Below are 19,900 nucleotides of genomic sequence, written 5' to 3' on the forward strand. Positions count from 1 at the left end.
AGCATATTTTCGTAAAAAAACATCTTATTTACGTCGATTTTTTAATGCGTTAAAGAGAGGATATTCTGCTGTTCCTTTGCGATACAAACTTTGTTGTGAAGCATAAATACCGCTATTTCCTGAACACATAAAACTGATTAAGCAGACCATGAAAAAATAGACCGCCGCTTCACTACCAAATAGTTCAATGCCCATAATGAAGCAAGCAATCGGCGTATTCGTGGCGCCAGAAAAAACACCAATAAATCCTAAACCTGCTAAAAAAGGAATTGACAGATGTAACAAAGGGGCCAAAGAACTCCCTAACGTAGCCCCAATTTCAAACAATGGCGTCACTTCTCCTCCTTGGAATCCGGCACCCAAGGATAACACCGTAAAGAATAATTTCCCAACAAAATCAAAAGGCTGCGCATTGCCTGCAAAAGCATCTTCTAGTAAAGGTAAACTCAAGCCTAAATAACGTTGGTTGTTTAAGACGAGCACAAACAGAACGACAATGGACGCCCCAAGAAACGCACGAAGGTAGACATTAGCAAACCAATTTGCGTAGGTCTTTTTTAAAAAGACAATGGAACGACTAAAAACCCAACCTGCTAAGCCAAAACAAATCGATGCCAAAAATAATTTTACGAATAGATCAACCGACCAAGTCGGAATTTTGCCCATCGGATAATGCGTATGCGTTACACCAAAACTTTCAGTCACAAAATTAGCAAATAAGCCTGCAAAAAAACTTGGGAAAAGTGCCTCTGCACGAACTTTTCCAATCGCCAAAACTTCTAATCCGAAAACCGTTCCCGCTAATGGTGTGCCAAAAACAGAACTAAAACCTGCACTAATTCCGCTAATAATAATTACTTGTCGTTCCAAAGCGGACAGTTTAAAGACTTTTCCTACAGCATTTGCGATTGCGCCCCCCATTTGCACCGCCGTCCCTTCACGACCAACAGAACCACCAAATAAGTGCGTAGTAATCGTGCCAAACAATGTTAAAGGAATTAAGCGCAAGGGAATATCTTCTTCCCCGCCATTGCCTTGTTCAATCACTAAGTTATTTCCTCGGCTAGCATTTTTCCCAAAACGCGTATAGAAATACGTAAAAACAACACCGCTAATGGGGAGAATAAAGAGTAACCAAGGATTTGCTAAACGAACATCTGTTACATAGGTGAGACTCTTTAAGAAAAAGGCGGATAACGCCCCCATAAATAAACCAATAATTGCGGTAATGAGCAACCATTTTGCCATATAACCGCCGATTGATAGTAGTTGCTTTGTTTCTTTTTTCACTTTACATGCTCCTTTACAATTTTCTTATCGCCAATCCTAGCGTACAGAAAAAGCCTACCAAAGGGTACACTTCTCCCGTTTGGTAGGCGTCATTAATTTATTCGTCCGATAAATAGTTCGTGGTGAACACCATCACCATGTTGCTATTAAACTATTAAAAATAATACCACGCAACTCTGGAAAGTGCAATAAAAAATCAATTGCGTTCCGTTTTTATCCACGTGCTATTCCCTTTAATAAACCGATAATAAGCCATTACCACACTAACGAATAAAATTAAGTACATGTAGGAAATAGTAAAAGGTAAACTAATTAACCCCACTTTTGCCGGTACTTCTAATTGAAAATTTTTCAACTCGCGATAATAGTTGATTGTAAAAAAAATGCCGAAAACTAGCGAAATACTGACAGCCAAAGCAAAACTAATACCTAGAGATAACGAAAAACCTAACCTATACAAGTGTTGCAGTTGAAGCCCAGTTAAAACAAAAACGAGGATTCCTGCGACGAGATTAATAAAGGGTTGCGCTAAAAAATAATAGATGCCGCACTTCTGCCTTAGCGTTAATGACTTTGATTTAATCACCCTGGGTAAATACGCTAGACAATCTAAATTCCCTTGAACCCAACGGCTTCGTTGCCGAATAAAACGTTTCACATCTCTCAGTGCTTCTTGAGCCATAAAGGCCTCGTCAATATAAGCAATCGATAACTCTTTCAGCATTAATTTAATGGTTAACTCATAGTCATCCAATAAAGCATTTCCCCAAGGCTGATAGCCTAAGTGTTCGGTAATCATTGATAACCGAAAAAACTGACCATTGCCACCAAGTCCAATGGTTTTTGTTGCTCGACGCGCCTTTTGAATAAAATTATTAATCGTAAAAAACTCAACATCTTGTGCAATAAACATAAAACTTGTAACATCTTTCATTTTGATTCTTGTTTGCGCAGCACAGACTGTTGTATCTGCGAAAACAGCAGTTAGTTCATTGATAATATTCTCACTAAAAAAACCATCTGCATCCACTACTCCCACCAATATTTGATTTCGTGAGTAGTCTTTTTTTTCTGCATCTGCTAATACAATTTGGAAAGCATGGTTCAAAGCGGCGCCTTTGCCTTGTTGCGCATTAGGAAATTGACGAGACAGAACTTGGATTGGACCAGCAATACTGTCCATCATTGCTTTGGTTTGGTCCGTTGATCCATCATCAATCGCAATTATTTTTTTCTTAATTGGTAAAGCAACCAGTTTTTTTAATGTTTCTCCGATGACTTTCTCCTCGTTTACACACGGTACAAGAAAGTAGCAGAAAAATTCTTCTGCTACTTCGACTTCTCTTCTTGTTTTTTTTCTTGTTCGAAAACTGAGAAATAAACTTGTAAATAAATAGGTTAAGAAAATGAACATAATTACTTTGTATAACTGATACAAATAAATCATGTAATTTGTCCTCTTTTCAAAAAATAACGATATAGAATGTAGGCAGTGACAATTGAAACTAGAATAACACCAATTAAATCAGTCACGAAAAGGGCGCCCGTTGAAATTACCCCAAGTTTCGGTAAAGCGGATTGACTCATTAGATACTCCTTTCTCTCTATTTGTTTTTTACCAACACACCACCACGATAACCATGACACATCCCCCATAATAATATCTTGGCGGATTATAGTACACAGGTGGATTATAGTTAGTGATGGGTGGCACATAGGGCCAAACTGTTGGTGGCGGTGGATTATAAACTGGTATTCTGCGATTTTCTCGAACAATTGCAATTGTTTGCCCCGCATGATTTTGCATCAGACTGACACGTGTTGGCGTAGTATTTCGTGAATAACCAGCTGGCGCTTGAACTTCTCTAATTTCATACACTCGGTTTACGGATAGTCCACTGATAGTAACTGTACCATCTCCCCCAGTTGTCACTCTTTGTGTATAGCCGTTAGTTGTATCTTTCCATTCAAAAACAGCGCCTGCTAAACGTACTTTTGTTTCAACATCTTGTTTAATAATTTTAATAGCACCATAGTTTGCTTTATTGTTTAACACTAACGTATACGTTTTTGCGCCTTGGCCTCGTAAGTCAATCCGATGGACCCTACTATCCAACGCATACCCAGTTGGCGCTTGAATCTCGGTGATTTCATAAATACGATCTGACGATAATCCTGGAATCAGTACTTCACCATTTCCATTTGCTGTAAATGTTGCCGTATAGTTATTGGTGGTATCGCGGAATCTAAATTTTGCGCCTGCTAAACGTTGTTTTGTATCCGTATCTTGCTTAATAATTTTGATAGCGCCCTGTTGTGATGTATTATTCAAGACTAGTGTATAGGTTTTACCACCTTGTCCACGTAAATCAACTTTATGAACACGTCTATCTATGGTATAGCCGTTTGGTGCTTTAATTTCTGTGATCTCATAGATACGATCACCGGCTAATCCAGTAATCAGTACTTCACCGTTCCTATTCGCTGTAAACGTTGCAGTATAATTATTGGTTGTGTCTCGGAATTTAAATTGTGCGCCTGCTAAACGTTGTTTCGTATATCCATCTTGCTTAATAATTTTGATGGCACTTTTTTGTGCTTGATTATTTAAGACTAATGTATAGGTTTTACCACCTTGTCCACGTAAATCAACTTTATGAACACGTCTATCTATGATATAGCCATTCGGCGCTTTGATTTCTGTAATCTCATAGATACGATCACCGGCTAATCCAGTAATCAGTACTTCACCGTTCCTATTCGCTGTAAACGTTGCAGTATAATTATTGGTTGTGTCTCGGAATTTAAATTGTGCGCCTGCTAAACGTTGTTTCGTATATCCATCTTGCTTAACAATTTTGATGGCGCCTTTTTGTGCTTGATTATTTTTGGTAAACGTGTAGGTTTTGCCAGCATAATTCGAAGGTAAAAGAACTCTATGCACCGTTTTGTCAAGTATATAACCATTTGGTGCTTTTATTTCTGTAATTTCATAAATCCGGTTGACGGAAAAATTATACAAAGTTGCTTCACCATTAGCATTAGCAGTTACTACGCCTGTATTCCCGTTCACTGTGTCACGCCATCTAAATTGTGCACCTGCTAAACGTTGTTTTGAATAACTATCTTGTTTAATTAATTTTAAATTGCCACGTAGCGCAACATTTTCAATGGTATAATAACCAATCTTGTCAGCAAAATTAGTCGTTAGGGTAACTCGGTAAGTCTTGTTATTTAAGATATAGCCGTTTGGTGCTTTAATTTCTGTAATTTCGTATACACGATTGACTGGCAAATTCGTTATCAGGGCTTGTCCGTTTTTGTCAGCTACAACTGTTCCTTCTTTTCCTGTCACCGTATCACGCCATTTGAACTCTGCACCTGCTAGACGTTTTCTTGAATCTTTGTCTACTTTGATTATTGCTAGACTACCTTCTTGCGCTGTATTTTCAATGGTATAATAACCAATTTTATCTGCAAAATTAGTCGTTAGGGTAACTCGGTAAGTCTTGTTATTTAAGATATAGCCGTTTGGTGCTTTAATTTCCGTAATTTCGTATACACGATTGACTGGCAAATCTGTTATCAGTGCTTGTCCATTTTTGTCGGCTACAACTGTTCCTTCTTTTCCCGTCACCGTATCACGCCATTTGAACTCTGCACCTGCTAGACGTTTTCTTGAATCTTTGTCTACTTTGATTATTGCTAGACTACCTTTTTGCGCTGTATTTTCAATGATTACTGTCACTACTTTATTTGCCTGTGCAGTTGTTAAAGTGACTTTATGCACGGTTTTGTCTAGTACATAACCTGTGGGTGCTTTCGTTTCTGTGATTTCATACGTACGATTGACGGATAAGTTGGGAATTGTGACCGTTCCATCGGTTCCAACTGTCACTGTTCCTGTTTTTCCTGTCACCGTATCTTTCCACTGAAATTCTGCGCCTGTTAAACGTTTTTTACTGTCTTTGTCTTGTTTAACAATTTTGATAGACCCTTTTTGCGCTACATTGTCAACAGTTACAGTCACTACTTTATTGGCTTGTGCAGTTGTTAAAGTGACTTTATGCACGGTTTTGTCTAGTACATAACCTGTGGGTGCTTTCGTTTCTGTGATTTCATACGTACGATTGACTGCTAAATTGGGAATTGTGATGGTTCCATCGATTCCAACTGTCACTGTTCCTGTTTTTCCTGTCACCGTATCTTTCCACTGAAATTCTGCGCCTGTTAAACGTTTTTTACTGTCTTTATCTTGTTTAACAATTTTGATGGAACCAATTTGTACTTGCTGCTTATTCTTCACCCGATATGTTAAAGTGTAGTCGGCTTTTCCAGCAAATGAAATAGGATGTTTAGTATCGTCTAATTCATAGCCATTAGGTGCCTTCGTTTCAACTAAATAATATTCTCCATCAGGTGATAAATTTGAAAATAACAGCTCGCCATTTTCATTCGTGACACCTTTTTCTATTAGATTATTTTTTTGGTCATACAACGAAAATTCAGCACCCGCTAAACGCTTCGCCTCATTATTTTCATCTACTTTTTCTACTTTTAATTGATTTTCTAAACGTGTATTTTCTTTTTTCAGACGAATCGTCTGAGTTTGGCCTGATTTAATTTCAAATGATACTGGCGTTGCATCTAATTTATAGCCGGGTGGTGCTTTAACCTCAATTAATTCATATTGATCAGGTTCTAAACCAGCTAAACGGATTTGTCCAGATTGATTGGTCCTTAAATTCTCTTGAATAACTTGTTGTGTTTTTTTATTCACAAGTTTGAAAATAGCGCCTTGCAGAACTTCAGCTGTCTCTGCGTCTATTTTTTCTAAAATAACACCACCTTGACCTGTTCCTCCACTATTTTCATCCGCAGTGATATAAGCGATGTCTTCATCTTCCCAAGCATCGAATCCCTCATTAGAAATACGCATATAGGTGTAATTTGATAGTAAGGCATCACTTGGAATATTTTCATTTGGAATTGTTTCTAAATAAATATAATAGGCGTTTTTGTTAGAAAGATAACTGCCCGTAGCCGTTGGTATTCCTTCAAATTTCTCCGCTTCATAATTAAGTCCGCTTTTAGAAGCATGTTTTTGGAAAAATTGACTAGCATCGTAACTGTATTCATCATGCTCTAAATTCCGAATCATTTCACCATTTACTTCTAAAATAGGCTGCTTGGTGAGATACGCGGCAATACTGTCAACAGCTAAAGTTTGGTTTGGACCTACATTATCTAAAAATTTAAAGGTTGTTTTTTCTGAACCTGAAAGTCCTGCTTGATTATAGTTAAAGTAAATGACCCAGGCAACTCTTCCTTCTGGCGTAAAACCTAAAGGAACTTTCCGAACGAGCTCAGTTTCTGGAACTTTCTCAACATATTGCCCAATGTTAATCATTGCAACTTTTTGTGAATCTCCAAAAGTAAAAGTCACTTTATCTTCAAAATTTTCTGACAAATTTTGGTTATATCGTAATTTTAATTCTAAATCAGCTGAATAGTCTACAATATTTTGCAACGCTTTAATCGTCCAAGTTCCATCATCATTTGGAGTCACTCGAAGCCCATCACTGATTTCAAAAGGTGTCATTGAATAGGAATATTTTTCGCTATCCATTCTTAATGTAATCGTCTCTCCAATTGCTAATTCGGAAATTGATAACGCCAAGGAAACAGTTGCCCAATCTTTTGTCGCAACAATTTCCGTCTTATTTTCTGGATACTCCACAGATACAGACCGAATTTGCGGTCCACTTTCATTATCTATCGCATAAGAAATAATACTTGTATTAGATCCTAAAATAATAAAAATAATTAAACAAAGCGAAAATAACTTATTAATAATTTTTTTCATTCATCACAATCCTTTCAACATCAATATGTGTCTTTTTAGACACTAATTCACTAAAAAAAATAGTCATAATTTCTTCATTCTTCAAATCCAACAACTGTGAAATCAATTTAATATCCGCTGCTTTGAAAACAACTTCTCCTTTTAATTTTTTGTAAATCGTTGAAGCGGATACGGGCTGCCCGTATGCAGTCATTTCATTTGCCAACCATTCAACATTTTTTCCTTTCATTCTCAATTTTGAGTGAATTAAATTTGATTCCATTTTACTCTCCCCCTTTTCCACTCTTCGTGTCTAATAAGACACAGAAATTATATCATTTTGTGAAAAAAACGTCAATATCATTAAAATCAAATAACTTTTTTGTTATATTTGTTATATCTACTTTCAAAAAAACATGTTTCTTTTGCGACACTTTTTGTGCTAGAATGTTTTTACGGAGGTGGTTTTTTTGAAAGAAAATTTTTTGAAGCAAAAACGGATGGAGAAAAATCTTACATTAGAACAAGTTGGAAATTTTGTTGGTGTTGGAAAAAGTACCGTCAGGAAATGGGAAACTGGAATGATTGAAAATATGGGGAGGGATAAAATTGTCGCCTTATCTAAAGTTTTAGATGTATCACCTCTTGAAATCTTAGGTATTCCTGAAACGGAAGAAACGCCACTTGTTGTCCCGACCAATATTATGAATGTTTACAAACAATTGACAACTGAAAATCAAGAAGCAGTCTATCGATATGCTCAAAAGAAATTAACAGAACAAAATTACTTTTAATATTTATTTTAAATAGATGAATGTTAGACTTTTTAGTCAACGTCAAACAAAAAAAGCTTATCCTTCCGGATAAGCTTTTTTTAGATTGACTGTTGGCCAAAATACTGACGCCATTTGGTTTTCATGGCTGTCGTCATCGGCAACGCTGCTTCTTTGACAGCACAATATTTGTCAACAAAGGTTACAATGTAACTTTCTTTGTATTTTGGTGGTGCAATAGTTGCGCCCCACATATGTTTAATAATAATGTCTCGTTCTAAATCAGACAACTCTGTAATTTTTTCAGCATTTTTGGCTGCAATTCGTGGATGAACATAGGCATGAGAGCCTTCGTCAAACTTTGTTGTGCGCCAATCATAGTAAAACAAATCATGCAATAAACCAGCACGAGCTGTTGCACGAGCATTGCCGTTCCAACGCTTTGCTAATTTATAGCTATGATAGGAAACACTAATTGAATGTTCTAAACGAGTTGAATGCATATGTTGTGTGTATTCTGCTAATTTTTGGACTTCTTCGGTTGCTAATAAATCTTCTACATAAGAAAGATATTCTTCGTCTTCACGCCATTTTTCTGTCATATAATTGGGTGCCACCTTTTCTAATCCTTTTATAACTTGACTCGAGTATAGCACCCCAGCTATTTAATTACTATGAATTTCTCAATCTGTAACTTAACTTTAATATTTGCTTAATAAGTTTAGCGTTCAACGCAGTAAAATTTTCACAAAAACTTCTACATTTCTTCTGGTGCATGTAATCCTAGTAAACGTAAATCTTCTTTTAAAACAGTAGCTACTGCATAAACTAACGCTAAGCGTGCCTCTTTTTGAGCATCTTCATCCAAAATCCGAACATGGGCATAATATTTATTGAACGCTTGTGCTAAATGAATGCTATGTTTCGCAATAACAGATGGTTCATATTTTTCAGCAGCTTGCATCACAGTTTCAGGGAATTTTTGTAACAACTTCACGACTTCCCAGCTATCCTTGTCATTTAGTGCATAACGTTGTGTAGCGTCTGGTGTAAAGTTTGCTTTACGTAAAATACTCATCGCACGAGCATGTGTATATTGAACATATGGGCCAGTTTCGCCTTCAAAACGAACAACTTCATCTAATACAAAATCGAAATTATTTAGACGATCATTTTTAAGGTCATGGAAAATAACTGCACCTACACCAACTTGTTTCGCCACTTCTTCACGATTTGCTAAGTCTGGATTTTTCTCGTTAATTTGATTTCCTGCTAAAGTAACAGCTTCATTCAATACTTCTTCTAATAAAACAATTTTCCCTTTACGTGTGGATAATTTTTTACCGCCTTGAGTAATTAAACCAAACGGAATGTGTTCCATATCATCTGACCAGTCAAATCCTAGTTCTTTCAAGACTGCTTTTAATTGTTTGAAGTGATTGCTTTGTTCGTTGCCGACTACATAAAGTGATTTGGCAAAATCATACGTCCGTTTACGGTAAAGCGCAGCAGCTAAATCCCGTGTGATATATAAGGTCGCACCATCTGATTTACGAATAAGTGCTGGATTTAAATTATATTCTGTCAAATCAACAATTTCTGCACCTTGATTTTCTGTTAATAAATGTTTTTCTTCTAATAAAGTAACAATTTCATCCATTTTATCATTATAAAAGGCTTCGCCATTATAAGAATCAAATTCAACTTCTAACATGGAATAGATTTTATCAAATTCTTTTAGAGACTCGCTACGGAACCATTTCCATAATTCATTGGCTTCTTGGTCTCCTTCTTCTAATTTTTTAAACCAAGCACGTGCTTCGTCTTCTAATTCTGGTTTTTCTTCTGCTTCTTCATGAAATTGCACATATAAGCGCAATAATTCATTAATTGGTTGTTGGCGGACTGCTTCTTCAGAACCCCATTTTTTATAAGCTACAATTAACTTACCAAACTGTGTACCCCAGTCACCTAAGTGGTTAATCCGAATTGGCTGATACCCAATTTTTTCTAAAATAAAGGCAATTGAATTCCCGATTACCGTAGAACGTAAGTGCCCCATAGAAATTGGTTTAGCAATGTTTGGTGAAGACATATCAATAGGAACATTGCCATTATTGCCAAAGGTACTGTTTCCGTAGTTGTTTTTTTCTTTGACTACTGCGCCAATGACAGCTTGACTGACTGCTTCTTTATTCATGAAAAAGTTTAAATAAGGTCCTACCACTTCAATTTTTTCAAAATTTGTGCCATCAATTTTTTCTGCTAATTCTGCTGCAATTTGTTGTGGTGCTTTACGATAAATTTTAGCTAATGAAAAGGCTGGAAAAGCAACATCTCCATGATCAACAGATTTAGGATTTTCCAATAATTGTTCGATTTGATCCATCGTTAATTCTTCATTTAAAACATCATGTAACGCTTTTGCTACGATTTCTTTGTTGTTCATAAGAACCCTCCTGATTAATTTGTAAGTATAAAAAAACAAAAACGTCTCTGACAAAACAAAATGATTTGTTTTGTCAGAGACGAGAATTTACCCGCGGTACCACTCTAATTGTCTATACTACTTGGATAGACCTGCTTCATCGATAACGGTGATTGCCGTCTGCTTTCAGCAGAATTCTAAAAGTGCGCTTCCTCATTCCGATCACTCTTGGCTCCCACCTTCCCAAGATCGCTAAGCTGACGTTGAAATAAGTACTCTCTTTATCATCGAATGTCATTGTTAAACTGGCTTCATTATAGCAAATTTTTGTCTAGCTGGCTAGCCTTCTTCACTAATTGTCATAAAACTAACGCCAGGTTCTGCATTTAAGTTATACGAAGCAAAGTGATTCTTTTCAGCTTCGATAAAGGCGGCAGCGCCAATCATCGCCGCGTTATCCCCACAAAGTTTTAATGGCGGAATAAGTAATGTCACTTCTGGTAATTGTTCACTGATTGCATGTCTCATTGCTTCTCGTAATCCTTGATTCGCAGCAACGCCCCCAGCAATTAGCAATTGTTTAACAGGATATTCTTGACAAGCACGAATGGTTTTAGTCACTAATACTTCTACCACACTCGCCTGAAAACTTGCGGCTAAATCCTTTGTAGACAGTACTTCACCACGTTGCTCTGCATTATGAACCGTGTTAATAAACGCACTTTTCAAACCACTAAAGCTAAAGTCATAGTTATCCTCTTTTAGCATCGCCCGTGGAAATTGATAGGTATCTGTGCCTTCATGGGCCAAAGCATCAATCTCTTTGCCACTAGGATAAGGCAACCCTAACACACGTCCGACTTTATCATACGCTTCACCAGCTGCATCATCACGTGTTTCACCAACAATTTCGAAAGAGCCATCTTCTTTCATGTAGACCAATTCCGTATGTCCTCCACTAACGAGTAAGGCCATCAATGGAAATTCGAGCGGTGCCACAAAACGGGCAGCATAAATGTGCCCAGCCATATGATTGACTGGAATAAGTGGTAATTGGTGCGCCCAAGCAAATGCTTTTGCTGCAGAAAGTCCTATTAATAAAGCACCAACTAACCCAGGCCCATAGGTCACAGCAACGCCACTAAGCTCTTCTGGTGTGACTTTTGCTTCTGTTAATGCTTCTTCAATACAGATCGTCACTTGTTCAACATGATGACGGCTCGCAACTTCCGGAACGACTCCACCAAAACGTTGATGGCTCTTAATTTGCGAAGCTACGATATTGGAAAGAATTTTGTCGCCATCTTCAATGACAGCCACACTTGTTTCATCACAGCTACTTTCCACAGCTAATAATAATTTACGTTCTTTTGTAAAAATTGTCATTGGGCTTCCTTCCTTAATTTCGCACACATTACAAAGGCATTTTCTTGAGGTTCTTTATAATAATTTTTTCGAACAGCTACTTTCCGAAAACCTGTTTTCTCATAAAGTTTTTGAGCTAGTGTATTCGATTCTCTGACCTCTAAGAAAATTTGTGTAATGTCACGACTTTTAACATATTCTTTAAAAGCTTTCATTAATTGACAACCAATTCCTTGGTGTTGTTTCTGACCATTCACAACAACGTGACTAATTTCTGCTTCATCTAAAATAAAATGATAGGCAATATAGCCTAACCACTGGCCATTTTCAACTAAAAAAAGATATTCGCTATTTTCCTGAGCAAAATCTTCCGCGAATTGTGTTTCTGTCCAAGGGGAGCCAGTTGTATAAGAAGAATTACTAAAACGCCATAATTCTTCACCAATATTTGCTACAGATATTTCTTTTTTTGTTACTAACATTTTTTCTTCACTCTTCTTTTAAATCAATTATCATTTCTAGTGCGTCTTCATTATTTTCGTCATAATAGCCTTTTTTCACCGTCTGTGAGACAAAGCCAATTTTTCGATATAAACGTTGGGCTTTAACATTACTCATTCGTACTTCTAGCGATAAGGTTTCACAACGATTTTTCTTGGCAAAAATTCGCGTTTCTTCTATTAAAGAACGACCTAAACCTAAGCCTTGGTATGCTGTATGGACAGCGACATTCGTAATGTGTGCATCCGTTCCTTGAATCCGACAACCAATAAAGCCAACTGTTTTTCCGTTAATTGCCGCTAACAAATAGAGATGCGGCGCTTTTGAGCCAAGTTCTGCCATGAAAGCAGACATCGTCCAAGGAAGTTCCCCAGCGTAAACTTCACGTTCAATTGCTAGTAAATCCTTAATATCTTGGTAGGTGATTTCACGCAATTGAAATTCTTGCTGGTTCATTGCAATGGTTTTAGTTATATACCGTTGCCTTCTTTTTGTAAAGTATTTTGTCACAAAATTAAAGTTTTTCCACATAGCTTTCTCCATTAGGCGTGTGTGTCTTCAACCAATTTTCTTCCGCTTCTACTTTTTTCAAATACGCAGGTAAGAACCCATGAACATTTTCAACAGGTTCAGCCACACTACCTAACGCAGCCAAAACTGCGGCATTAGGAATTTGCCATTGCGGGACATCACAAATTTCTCCATGAGGAATGATTTGAGCTATTTCTTCAGTGAATTTTTCAACATCTTCACCAACAAAAAAAAGATTTGGTTCATTTTTTAGTTGTTCTAATAACTCCCGCAGTGAAATATGTTGGTCCGGTAACTCATTTTGCCACACGCCATCGACAAACCGATAAGCACCAGCATAGACGTTTTTACGACGCGCATCAAAAAGAGGTACAACTAAACCGGTTTGTCCAACACAATTGGCAGCTAACGTTTGTAGACTGGAAATGCCTACTAGCTCTTTCTTTAAAGTATAGGCCAATGTTTTGGCAGTCGTCACGCCTAAACGTAAACCAGTGTATGATCCAGGTCCTTCTGCTACGACAAAACGATCAATTGCCGTTGGCGCCAAGTTCAATTGACTCATCAAATAGTCAATTGCCGGCATCAATGCTAAGCTATGATTTCTTTTAACCGTTGCTGTATAACTTCCCAGAATTTTTTGATTTTCACACACAGCAATACTCAATGTTTGGTTAGATGTATCTATTGCTAAAATTCGCACACGAATCCCTTTCCTTCTACAATTTAGTCGCTTCATTGTAGCACACTTTCCTTTTTCTAAAAAGGGAAAACGAGGTTTCTTTTTACAGAAACCTCGTTTCGTTCATTTTCTCTTTTTATTTAATGGTTGCTTCTAAGTAATCAATTAATGGTTTACTGATATCTGTTGCAGAACCATTTTCTCCTGAATTTTCAACCATAATCATTGTTAAGAATTTATTGTTACTACGATCTAACGTTAGAAGGAAACTGTTTTCTTTGCCATCTGTATCTTGTTTATCTTTTATTTCAGCTGTTCCTGTTTTGGCAGCCAACGAGAAGTTCGGATTGTACATATTATAAACATAACCTGAAGGATCTTCCACACTACCTAAAAGATCTGTGGCAATTGTATTCGCTGCGTTGGCGCTGATTACATTGTCTTTTTTCTTCGTTTCTTTGTCTAAAACTAGTTTTGGATAGACTAATGTCCCATTATTTTGGAAAACACTATACATGGTAGCTTGCTGGATTGGCGAAATTAACAATTGGCCTTGGCCGTAGCCCGTATCTGCCAAAAGAATTTCAGAATTAAATTTATCTTCATTTGAAATTTGAGCAGGCGTCATGGCAATTGGTAAATCTAGTTCCTCACCGAAAATGAATTTATTAAGACCCGCTCTAAATTTGTCTTCCCCCATACGTAATGTTTGTTGGGCAAAATAAATATTATCTGAATTAACTAAAGCGGTACGCAGATTGACTGGACTTGCTTCTTTTACACGTGTTGCAAAATAGCCGCCCCAAGATTTATCTTTTTGCCATTTCAAGCCATTAATTTCTAGCTCTTCATCTGGCTTCAATGTCCCTGCATCTAAACCAATGGCACCGGTAATTGTTTTAAAGGTAGAGCCTGGTGCATAGCCTGTCGCAAAACGTGCTGTGAATGGTAAATCTTTGTTGTTATTGTAAGCATCATATTCTTTTTGAGAAATACCATTGGCCATTTTATTAGGATCATACGAAGGTGAACTAACCGTTGCTAATAAATCGCCTTTTTGAGGATCGGTAATGACCGCACTACCAGGACGTTTGTCAAATATAGCAAAAGCTTGTTGTTGTACGCCACTGTCAATCGTTAATTTAATCGTTTGACCATCTTTTTTCTCTTTGGTTTGTAAAGCTTTTTTGACATTCTCTTTGTCATCTAAAATAACTAGTGAGCCACCATCTTGCCCTCTTAATTCTTTATCAAACGCTCGTTCTAAGCCAGTTTTACCAATTACGCCCGTACTACTTAACTCTGGATTTTTTTTAATATCTTCTGCAGTAATGGTGCCTGTATACCCGATTAATTGCGCAGCTGCTTCCCCCAGCGGATAATAACGTGACTCTGTATCTTTTGTCGCAGCCCCTGTTGGTAATTCTGTCACTGGTTCAGAAGCGACTGTGATTGGTACAAAGGAGTCTGCTTGGACCCACCCTTGGCTTAACTTTTGATTGATTTCATCAACAGAAACGCCGAACTTATCACTAAAAGCTTTGATATTGGCTGTTTTTTCTGCGCCAGAACCGAGTTTGCCAGGCACTACGCCCACTTCGTCAAACACTTTGTTAATTGCTAGCCCACTACCATTACGATCGACAATTTCTCCACGTTTGGCATTATCTACTTGAATCGAAATTTTATCATTTCCTGACATATCTGGAAAAATTAAAGACGGCTTCCAAGCGATTTGGTAGGTATCGCCTTTTTTGGCGATACTTGATTGATAAGACAAATCTTTCATTTCGCCTAAAGGGGTACTCATCGATAATTTATAGGTAAATGTGTATTGATTGTCTTTCGCTTTTTTGACTTGAACATCACTAGCTTTGACTCCTTCAGCTTGAATCCCTGAATAAATTGCTTGGTATTTTTCAACAACAGATTTAGTATCATAGCCATTTTTCTTTAAGCTAGCTTCTTGAACAACGGACGGTAACTTATCAAATTCCTGTTTTGACAATACGTTTAAAAATGTAGTAGCTGTTTTCTTCGCTTCGGCTAATTCTTGTTTGGCTTGCCATTGACTATAAGCATAATACCCGCCACCGGCAGCAGCGATTAGAACCAAGGCAGAAACACCAAGAATAAGTGGTTTTTTTGAAGATTTTTTATTACGATTGCTTCGTTCCATTCAATAATCCCCTAACTATATAATATGTCTTTTCTTCTATTATACGTAACTTTTTTTAAAATGCTTGTGTTTCACCTATACTTTTTTTAATTTCTTAATAAAGTTTGATCAATTTTTTCCATTTCATCAGGCTTTCGTTGGATTTCTCTGCATTCATTGTGTGGTATACTAGCTGTAACAATTAGTTTTTTATTAGGAGGAATGAACATGGGACTTATTAAAGCAGCAACAAGTTCAGTTGGCGGTGGCTTGGCCGATCAATGGCTAGAGGTTATTGAACCTGATAATATGGGGGACACAACCGTCATGACAAAAGGTGTTTTTGTGCGTAAAGATGATAAACGCGGTTCTAATCGTAAAGGAACGGACGATGTTTTAACAGATGGTTCTGTTGTACATGTCTATCCCAACATGATGATGCTTCTTGTCGATGGGGGCAAAATCATCGATTACACTGCTGAAGAAGGCTATTATACAGTCAAAAATGATTCTGCGCCTTCAATGTTTAACGGTTCTTTAAAAGATGCGATTGCAGAGACCTTCAGTCGTTTCAAATTTGGTGGCGTAACTCCACAAAAACAACAAGTTTTTTATATTAATTTGCAAGAAATTAAAGGCATTAAATTTGGAACACCTGCGCCATTAAACTATTTTGATAATTTTTATAATGCCGAACTTTTCTTACGTGCACACGGAAATTACTCAATTAAAATTACAGATCCTTTGCTATTTTATACTAATGCGATTCCTAAAAATCAAACGCAAGTAGATATTAATGATATTAATGAACAATATTTGGCAGAGTTCATTACAGCATTGCAAGCAGCAATCAATCAAATGTCTGCTGATGGGCAGCGTATTTCTTATGTTCCCTCAAAAAGTGTTGAATTAAGCAAATATATGCAAACTGCGCTTGATGAGGATTGGCGCACCAATCGCGGCATGGAAATTGTTTCTGTAGCAGTTGCGAGCATTTCTTATACAGATGATTCAACTAAATTAATCAACATGCGAAATGAAGGTGCTATGCTCAGTGATCCAGGTGTTCGCGAAGGCTATGTTCAAGGTTCCTTGGCTCGTGGTATGGAGGCTGCTGGTAAAAATGAAGGTGGCGCTATGAGCGGCTTTATGGGCGTTGGTATGGGCATGAATGCGAATGGCAACTACTTTGCACAAGCGTCTCAAACAAACCAACAACAAATGCAAGAAAAACAAAACCAGCAAAACGCACAAGGGGCTACAGACACTTGGACTTGCCCACAATGTGGGACTGAAAACACTGGGAAGTTTTGCTCAAACTGTGGGACACCAAAACCAACAAACGAAAAACCAAAATTAGAAATGAAATGTAGTGAATGTAGCGAAATTGTTGACTTAAGTAATGGTATTCCTAAGTTCTGTCCACATTGTGGTAAACCATTCCAAGGGGTTCCTTTATAAGCAAGTAGTGAACAATTAAAGAAAAGGGTCAGGCACAAGTCTACCCTTTTTCTTTGAATCAGATTCCTGTTATTTACTCACTCTATTAGAAAGGACGGTTGCAATGGAAACAACATTTACCCATAAATGCCCCAACTGTGGCGGCCCGCTCTTATTTAATCCCAAAGATCAAAAATTTCATTGTGAATATTGTTTAAATATTTACACGGAAGAAGAAGTGACTCGTTATGAGCAACAGCAACATGAGGCGCATTTAGAGAATCCCTCAACAACGACTGCCGAGGAAAATTTGACTTTCACAGCGGAAGAAGAATCCTCCGCCACGCAACAAACAGAGACCACTGAGAATGAAACAACTGCCGATGCAGGCACAATGGAAATTTTTAATTGTCCAAGCTGTGGCGCTCAAATTGTCACCGATGCAACAACAGCAGCCACATACTGTTATTATTGCCATAATCCAGTTGTCTTGGCTGGTCGATTAAGTGGCGAATTTTTACCAGAAAACGTCTTACCCTTTACAATTGAAAAAGACGAAGCGATTGAAAAATTTCTCGCTTGGACCAAGAAAAAATGGTTCATTCCCCGAGATTTTTTCAGCAAAAATCAAATTGATAAATTAACTGGGGTTTACTTCCCCTATTGGGTCGTTGATGCAGAAGTCGATGGACAACTCCAAGCTACTGGCACAAGTATTCGCATTTGGCGCGTAGGTGATATTGAATACACCGAAACAAAACGTTTCAATGTGGGACGTTCAGGAAAATTATCGTTTAAAGAATTAGTTAAAAATGCCTTGTCAAAAAACGTCCAACAAAAAATGGTGGAAGGCGTTCAACCATTTTTAATTGATCAAGCGGTGCCTTTCAAAAGCCAATACCTAGCAGGTTTCCAAGCAGAAAAACGCGATATTGAATATGAAGCAATCAAAAAACACGTCCAACAAGAATTACAAGATTATTCGGAATCATTGTTACGGGACTCTGCTTCTGGTTATACTACGTTGACAAATGTTCGCACGGATATTTCTCTAAACCAAGAAAATAATCACTATATGCTTTTGCCAATTTGGTTAGTCACCTATCGCAGTCAGGAACAATCAAAAAAAGTTTATTATTATGCCATGAATGGACAAACAGGTAAAGTAAGCGGAGTGCTTCCAATTAGTTACACTCGTTTAGGACTAGCAACGTTAGGCATTTTCGCTGGACTCTTAGCACTCTTTTTATTAGGAGGTTATTTCCTATGAAAAAACGACTTTTACCTATTTTTTTCCTAATACTTCTTGCTTTTGGCCTTGCCCTACCCGTTTCGGCGGCTGAAAATTCAATTGATGATGACGCACAATTACTGACACCTGATCAAATCAACCAACTAAAGCAAGAGATACAACCTTTAGAAGAAAAAACAAAAGCCTCTGTCTTTATTGTGACCACAAATAATAATACCTATGACGATGAACAAGAATATGCAGATCATTATCTTTTAAATAAAGTTGGCAAGGACCAAAATGCGATTCTTTTTCTCATTGATATGGACTTACGGAAAATCTACATCTCTACTTCTGGAAACATGATTGATTATATGACGGATGCACGAATTGATGATACCTTAGATAAAGTAATGGATGGGATGAGTCAAGGAAATTATTTTGCGGCTGCTCAAACCTTTGTTCAGGAAACTCAAGCATTTGTTAATAAAGGGGTTCCTGGGGGGCACTATCGTGTGGACAGCGAAACAGGTAAAATCACTCGTTATAAAGTCATTACCCCGCTGGAAATGGTAATTGCTTTTGCTGCTGCGCTGATACTCAGTTTGGTCTTCTTAGGCATTAATATTTCTAAATATCAATTAAAATTTTCAAGTTATCAATATCCCTTTAGGGAAAAAACAACTTTAAACTTAACCTCCCGCACAGATCAGTTAACCAACTCTTTCATCACTACGCGTCGTATTCCTAAAAACAATGGCGGCAGTGGCGGAATGGGCGGTGGTGGTAGCACCACCCACTCAACTGGCGGCGGCACATTCGGTGGCGGCGGTCGAAGTTTTTAGATTTTTTATCTTTTTTAATTATTTCATAAAAATAATGGTGTTATTTTTATGAAATAATGATAAAATAAGTATACTGTGGTGTGTTATTTTTACACAGGACGGTATACTTATTTTCATTTAAACTAAGTGATTTGTAGTTCAAAGTTATTTAATTGGGGATTGTTTTCAACTATTTAGTAAGCGCTACAAATCATTAACTAAACTATGGGAGGGAAAGTGAAAATGAAAAAATTTTCTATGTTAGGATTAGTTTTAATTAGTACTCTGATTTTAGGTGCATGTGGTTCTGGAACAAACAACACTAATAAAACTAAAAAAACCTCAAGTACTGCTACCGCAACAACTGAAACAAAAGCTAAAGAAGATAAAGGGACTTATAAAGATCGAACATTGACTGTTCCTGATGGTGTATTAAAAATCACCGAATTCCAAAAAGGTACAAGTTTCGATGGTAAACCAATCTTTTATGTACTATTTGATTTGACTAATAACACTAAGGAAGCACAAGATGTACAAATGTTATACTCTAGTTTTGTTAGCGTATCACAAAATACCGGCGATACAACAGAAGATTTAACTTATGGAATTGTTAATGATTCTCCGATTAAAGATAGAATTGACATGTTAAATAAAAAAGTTAATCCTGGCGCAACTGTCCAAGCAGCATACCCTTATGAATTTGCTGATGAAACAAAACCTGTAACTTTTACTTTCAGAGACAGTATGTTCAGCATGGGAGATCCTATCGCTGTTGAAGAAATTACAATTAAATAGTCTGTAAGCAAGTAGGCACTTAGTTCTACTTGCTTTT

General features: G+C 37.2%; 17 protein-coding genes, 1 riboswitch and 1 other annotated feature. Of the genes, 5 read left to right on the forward strand and 12 right to left on the reverse strand.

All coding sequences use genetic code 11. From position 1 onward, the window contains the following. Positions 1 to 24: 24 nt before the first annotated feature. From IGL17_RS09650 to IGL17_RS09670, 5 genes are all read right to left on the reverse strand, one after another. On the reverse strand, positions 25 to 1,290 hold the full coding sequence (locus tag IGL17_RS09650) for a voltage-gated chloride channel family protein (RefSeq protein ID WP_002384204.1): 1,266 nt from the start codon (positions 1,288 to 1,290) through the stop codon (positions 25 to 27). Between the two features lie 76 nt (positions 1,291 to 1,366). Further along, a riboswitch (Fluoride riboswitch) is annotated at positions 1,367 to 1,436 on the reverse strand. Between the two features lie 50 nt (positions 1,437 to 1,486). Then, on the reverse strand, positions 1,487 to 2,737 hold the full coding sequence (locus IGL17_RS09655; protein ID WP_016618284.1) for a glycosyltransferase family 2 protein: 1,251 nt from the start codon (positions 2,735 to 2,737) through the stop codon (positions 1,487 to 1,489). Next, on the reverse strand, positions 2,734 to 2,877 hold the full coding sequence (locus IGL17_RS09660; RefSeq protein ID WP_002400869.1) for a hypothetical protein: 144 nt from the start codon (positions 2,875 to 2,877) through the stop codon (positions 2,734 to 2,736). Before IGL17_RS09660 ends, IGL17_RS09655 begins: the two co-directional genes overlap by 4 nt. 28 nt (positions 2,878 to 2,905) lie before the next feature. Further along, positions 2,906 to 7,156: a SpaA isopeptide-forming pilin-related protein gene (locus IGL17_RS09665; RefSeq protein ID WP_104674523.1), complete on the reverse strand. Its 4,251-nt coding sequence runs from the start codon at positions 7,154 to 7,156 to the stop codon at positions 2,906 to 2,908. Further along, positions 7,140 to 7,418, reverse strand: a complete 279-nt coding sequence (locus IGL17_RS09670) for a hypothetical protein (protein ID WP_010707303.1) — start codon at positions 7,416 to 7,418, stop codon at positions 7,140 to 7,142. The genes IGL17_RS09665 and IGL17_RS09670 overlap by 17 nt, the downstream gene beginning before the upstream one ends. A 178-nt stretch (positions 7,419 to 7,596) precedes the next feature. On the opposite strand from IGL17_RS09670, the gene IGL17_RS09675 reads away from it, so the two are divergent. Next, positions 7,597 to 7,929, forward strand: a complete 333-nt coding sequence (locus IGL17_RS09675; RefSeq protein ID WP_016618386.1) for a helix-turn-helix domain-containing protein — start codon at positions 7,597 to 7,599, stop codon at positions 7,927 to 7,929. Between the two features lie 80 nt (positions 7,930 to 8,009). Here IGL17_RS09675 and IGL17_RS09680 read toward each other — a convergent pair whose 3' ends face one another. From IGL17_RS09680 to pbp4, 7 genes are all read right to left on the reverse strand, one after another. Further along, entirely contained in the window at positions 8,010 to 8,510 is a 501-nt protein-coding gene (locus IGL17_RS09680) for an HD domain-containing protein (protein ID WP_002356666.1), read from the reverse strand. A gap of 155 nt (positions 8,511 to 8,665) precedes the next feature. Then, positions 8,666 to 10,357: an arginine--tRNA ligase gene (gene argS / locus IGL17_RS09685; RefSeq protein ID WP_002367081.1), complete on the reverse strand. Its 1,692-nt coding sequence runs from the start codon at positions 10,355 to 10,357 to the stop codon at positions 8,666 to 8,668. Between the two features lie 72 nt (positions 10,358 to 10,429). Further along, positions 10,430 to 10,633, reverse strand: a binding site (T-box leader). Positions 10,634 to 10,675: 42 nt separating this feature from the next. Next, entirely contained in the window at positions 10,676 to 11,722 is a 1,047-nt protein-coding gene (gene tsaD / locus IGL17_RS09690) for a tRNA (adenosine(37)-N6)-threonylcarbamoyltransferase complex transferase subunit TsaD (RefSeq protein ID WP_002374298.1), read from the reverse strand. Next, positions 11,719 to 12,183 (reverse strand): ribosomal protein S18-alanine N-acetyltransferase, encoded by a 465-nt coding sequence (gene rimI, locus IGL17_RS09695; protein ID WP_002359702.1) that lies wholly within the window; start codon positions 12,181 to 12,183, stop codon positions 11,719 to 11,721. Before rimI (IGL17_RS09695) ends, tsaD begins: the two co-directional genes overlap by 4 nt. Positions 12,184 to 12,190: 7 nt before the next feature. Further along, positions 12,191 to 12,745 carry a ribosomal protein S18-alanine N-acetyltransferase gene (gene rimI / locus IGL17_RS09700; RefSeq protein ID WP_002387121.1) on the reverse strand — a complete coding sequence of 185 codons (555 nt, stop codon included), beginning with the start codon at positions 12,743 to 12,745 and terminating at the stop codon, positions 12,191 to 12,193. Continuing rightward, on the reverse strand, positions 12,717 to 13,436 hold the full coding sequence (gene tsaB, locus IGL17_RS09705; RefSeq protein WP_033624272.1) for a tRNA (adenosine(37)-N6)-threonylcarbamoyltransferase complex dimerization subunit type 1 TsaB: 720 nt from the start codon (positions 13,434 to 13,436) through the stop codon (positions 12,717 to 12,719). The genes rimI (IGL17_RS09700) and tsaB overlap by 29 nt, the downstream gene beginning before the upstream one ends. A gap of 115 nt (positions 13,437 to 13,551) precedes the next feature. Beyond that, positions 13,552 to 15,594: a penicillin-binding protein PBP4(5) gene (gene pbp4 / locus IGL17_RS09710; RefSeq protein WP_010712696.1), complete on the reverse strand. Its 2,043-nt coding sequence runs from the start codon at positions 15,592 to 15,594 to the stop codon at positions 13,552 to 13,554. 207 nt (positions 15,595 to 15,801) lie between these two features. Between pbp4 and IGL17_RS09715 the strand changes: the two genes are divergently transcribed. The 4 genes from IGL17_RS09715 to IGL17_RS09730 all read left to right on the forward strand — a co-directional run bounded on the left by IGL17_RS09715 (position 15,802) and on the right by IGL17_RS09730 (position 19,863). Further along, a complete protein-coding gene (locus tag IGL17_RS09715; RefSeq protein WP_002356656.1) occupies positions 15,802 to 17,034 on the forward strand; it encodes an SPFH domain-containing protein in 1,233 nt (410 codons plus the stop codon). A 103-nt stretch (positions 17,035 to 17,137) separates the two neighbouring features. Further along, complete coding sequence (locus IGL17_RS09720; RefSeq protein WP_002359695.1) at positions 17,138 to 18,283, forward strand: hypothetical protein; 1,146 nt, start codon at positions 17,138 to 17,140, stop codon at positions 18,281 to 18,283. Then, positions 18,280 to 19,089, forward strand: coding sequence for a TPM domain-containing protein (locus IGL17_RS09725; RefSeq protein WP_016618388.1), 810 nt, complete (start codon positions 18,280 to 18,282; stop codon positions 19,087 to 19,089). Before IGL17_RS09720 ends, IGL17_RS09725 begins: the two co-directional genes overlap by 4 nt. A 222-nt stretch (positions 19,090 to 19,311) precedes the next feature. Next, complete coding sequence (locus IGL17_RS09730; RefSeq protein WP_010783600.1) at positions 19,312 to 19,863, forward strand: DUF5067 domain-containing protein; 552 nt, start codon at positions 19,312 to 19,314, stop codon at positions 19,861 to 19,863. Positions 19,864 to 19,900: the final 37 nt, after the last annotated feature.

It is taken from the genome of Enterococcus sp. AZ088, assembly GCF_051714845.1.
GTDB lineage: Bacteria > Bacillota > Bacilli > Lactobacillales > Enterococcaceae > Enterococcus > Enterococcus faecalis.

What these genes read in the sequence shown, in the direction of transcription:
- IGL17_RS09655 (WP_016618284.1), bottom strand. Translation starts at nt 2,737, where the DNA reads ATGATTTATTTGTATCAGTTATACAAAGTAATTATGTTCATTTTCTTA.
- IGL17_RS09660 (WP_002400869.1), bottom strand. Translation starts at nt 2,877, where the DNA reads ATGAGTCAATCCGCTTTACCGAAACTTGGGGTAATTTCAACGGGCGCC.
- IGL17_RS09665 (WP_104674523.1), bottom strand. Translation starts at nt 7,156, where the DNA reads ATGAAAAAAATTATTAATAAGTTATTTTCGCTTTGTTTAATTATTTTT.
- IGL17_RS09670 (WP_010707303.1), bottom strand. Translation starts at nt 7,418, where the DNA reads ATGGAATCAAATTTAATTCACTCAAAATTGAGAATGAAAGGAAAAAAT.
- IGL17_RS09680 (WP_002356666.1), bottom strand. Translation starts at nt 8,510, where the DNA reads ATGACAGAAAAATGGCGTGAAGACGAAGAATATCTTTCTTATGTAGAA.
- argS (WP_002367081.1), bottom strand. Translation starts at nt 10,357, where the DNA reads ATGAACAACAAAGAAATCGTAGCAAAAGCGTTACATGATGTTTTAAAT.
- tsaD (WP_002374298.1), bottom strand. Translation starts at nt 11,722, where the DNA reads ATGACAATTTTTACAAAAGAACGTAAATTATTATTAGCTGTGGAAAGT.
- rimI (WP_002359702.1), bottom strand. Translation starts at nt 12,183, where the DNA reads ATGTTAGTAACAAAAAAAGAAATATCTGTAGCAAATATTGGTGAAGAA.
- rimI (WP_002387121.1), bottom strand. Translation starts at nt 12,745, where the DNA reads ATGGAGAAAGCTATGTGGAAAAACTTTAATTTTGTGACAAAATACTTT.
- pbp4 (WP_010712696.1), bottom strand. Translation starts at nt 15,594, where the DNA reads ATGGAACGAAGCAATCGTAATAAAAAATCTTCAAAAAAACCACTTATT.
- IGL17_RS09715 (WP_002356656.1), top strand. Translation starts at nt 15,802, where the DNA reads ATGGGACTTATTAAAGCAGCAACAAGTTCAGTTGGCGGTGGCTTGGCC.
- IGL17_RS09720 (WP_002359695.1), top strand. Translation starts at nt 17,138, where the DNA reads ATGGAAACAACATTTACCCATAAATGCCCCAACTGTGGCGGCCCGCTC.
- IGL17_RS09725 (WP_016618388.1), top strand. Translation starts at nt 18,280, where the DNA reads ATGAAAAAACGACTTTTACCTATTTTTTTCCTAATACTTCTTGCTTTT.
- IGL17_RS09730 (WP_010783600.1), top strand. Translation starts at nt 19,312, where the DNA reads ATGAAAAAATTTTCTATGTTAGGATTAGTTTTAATTAGTACTCTGATT.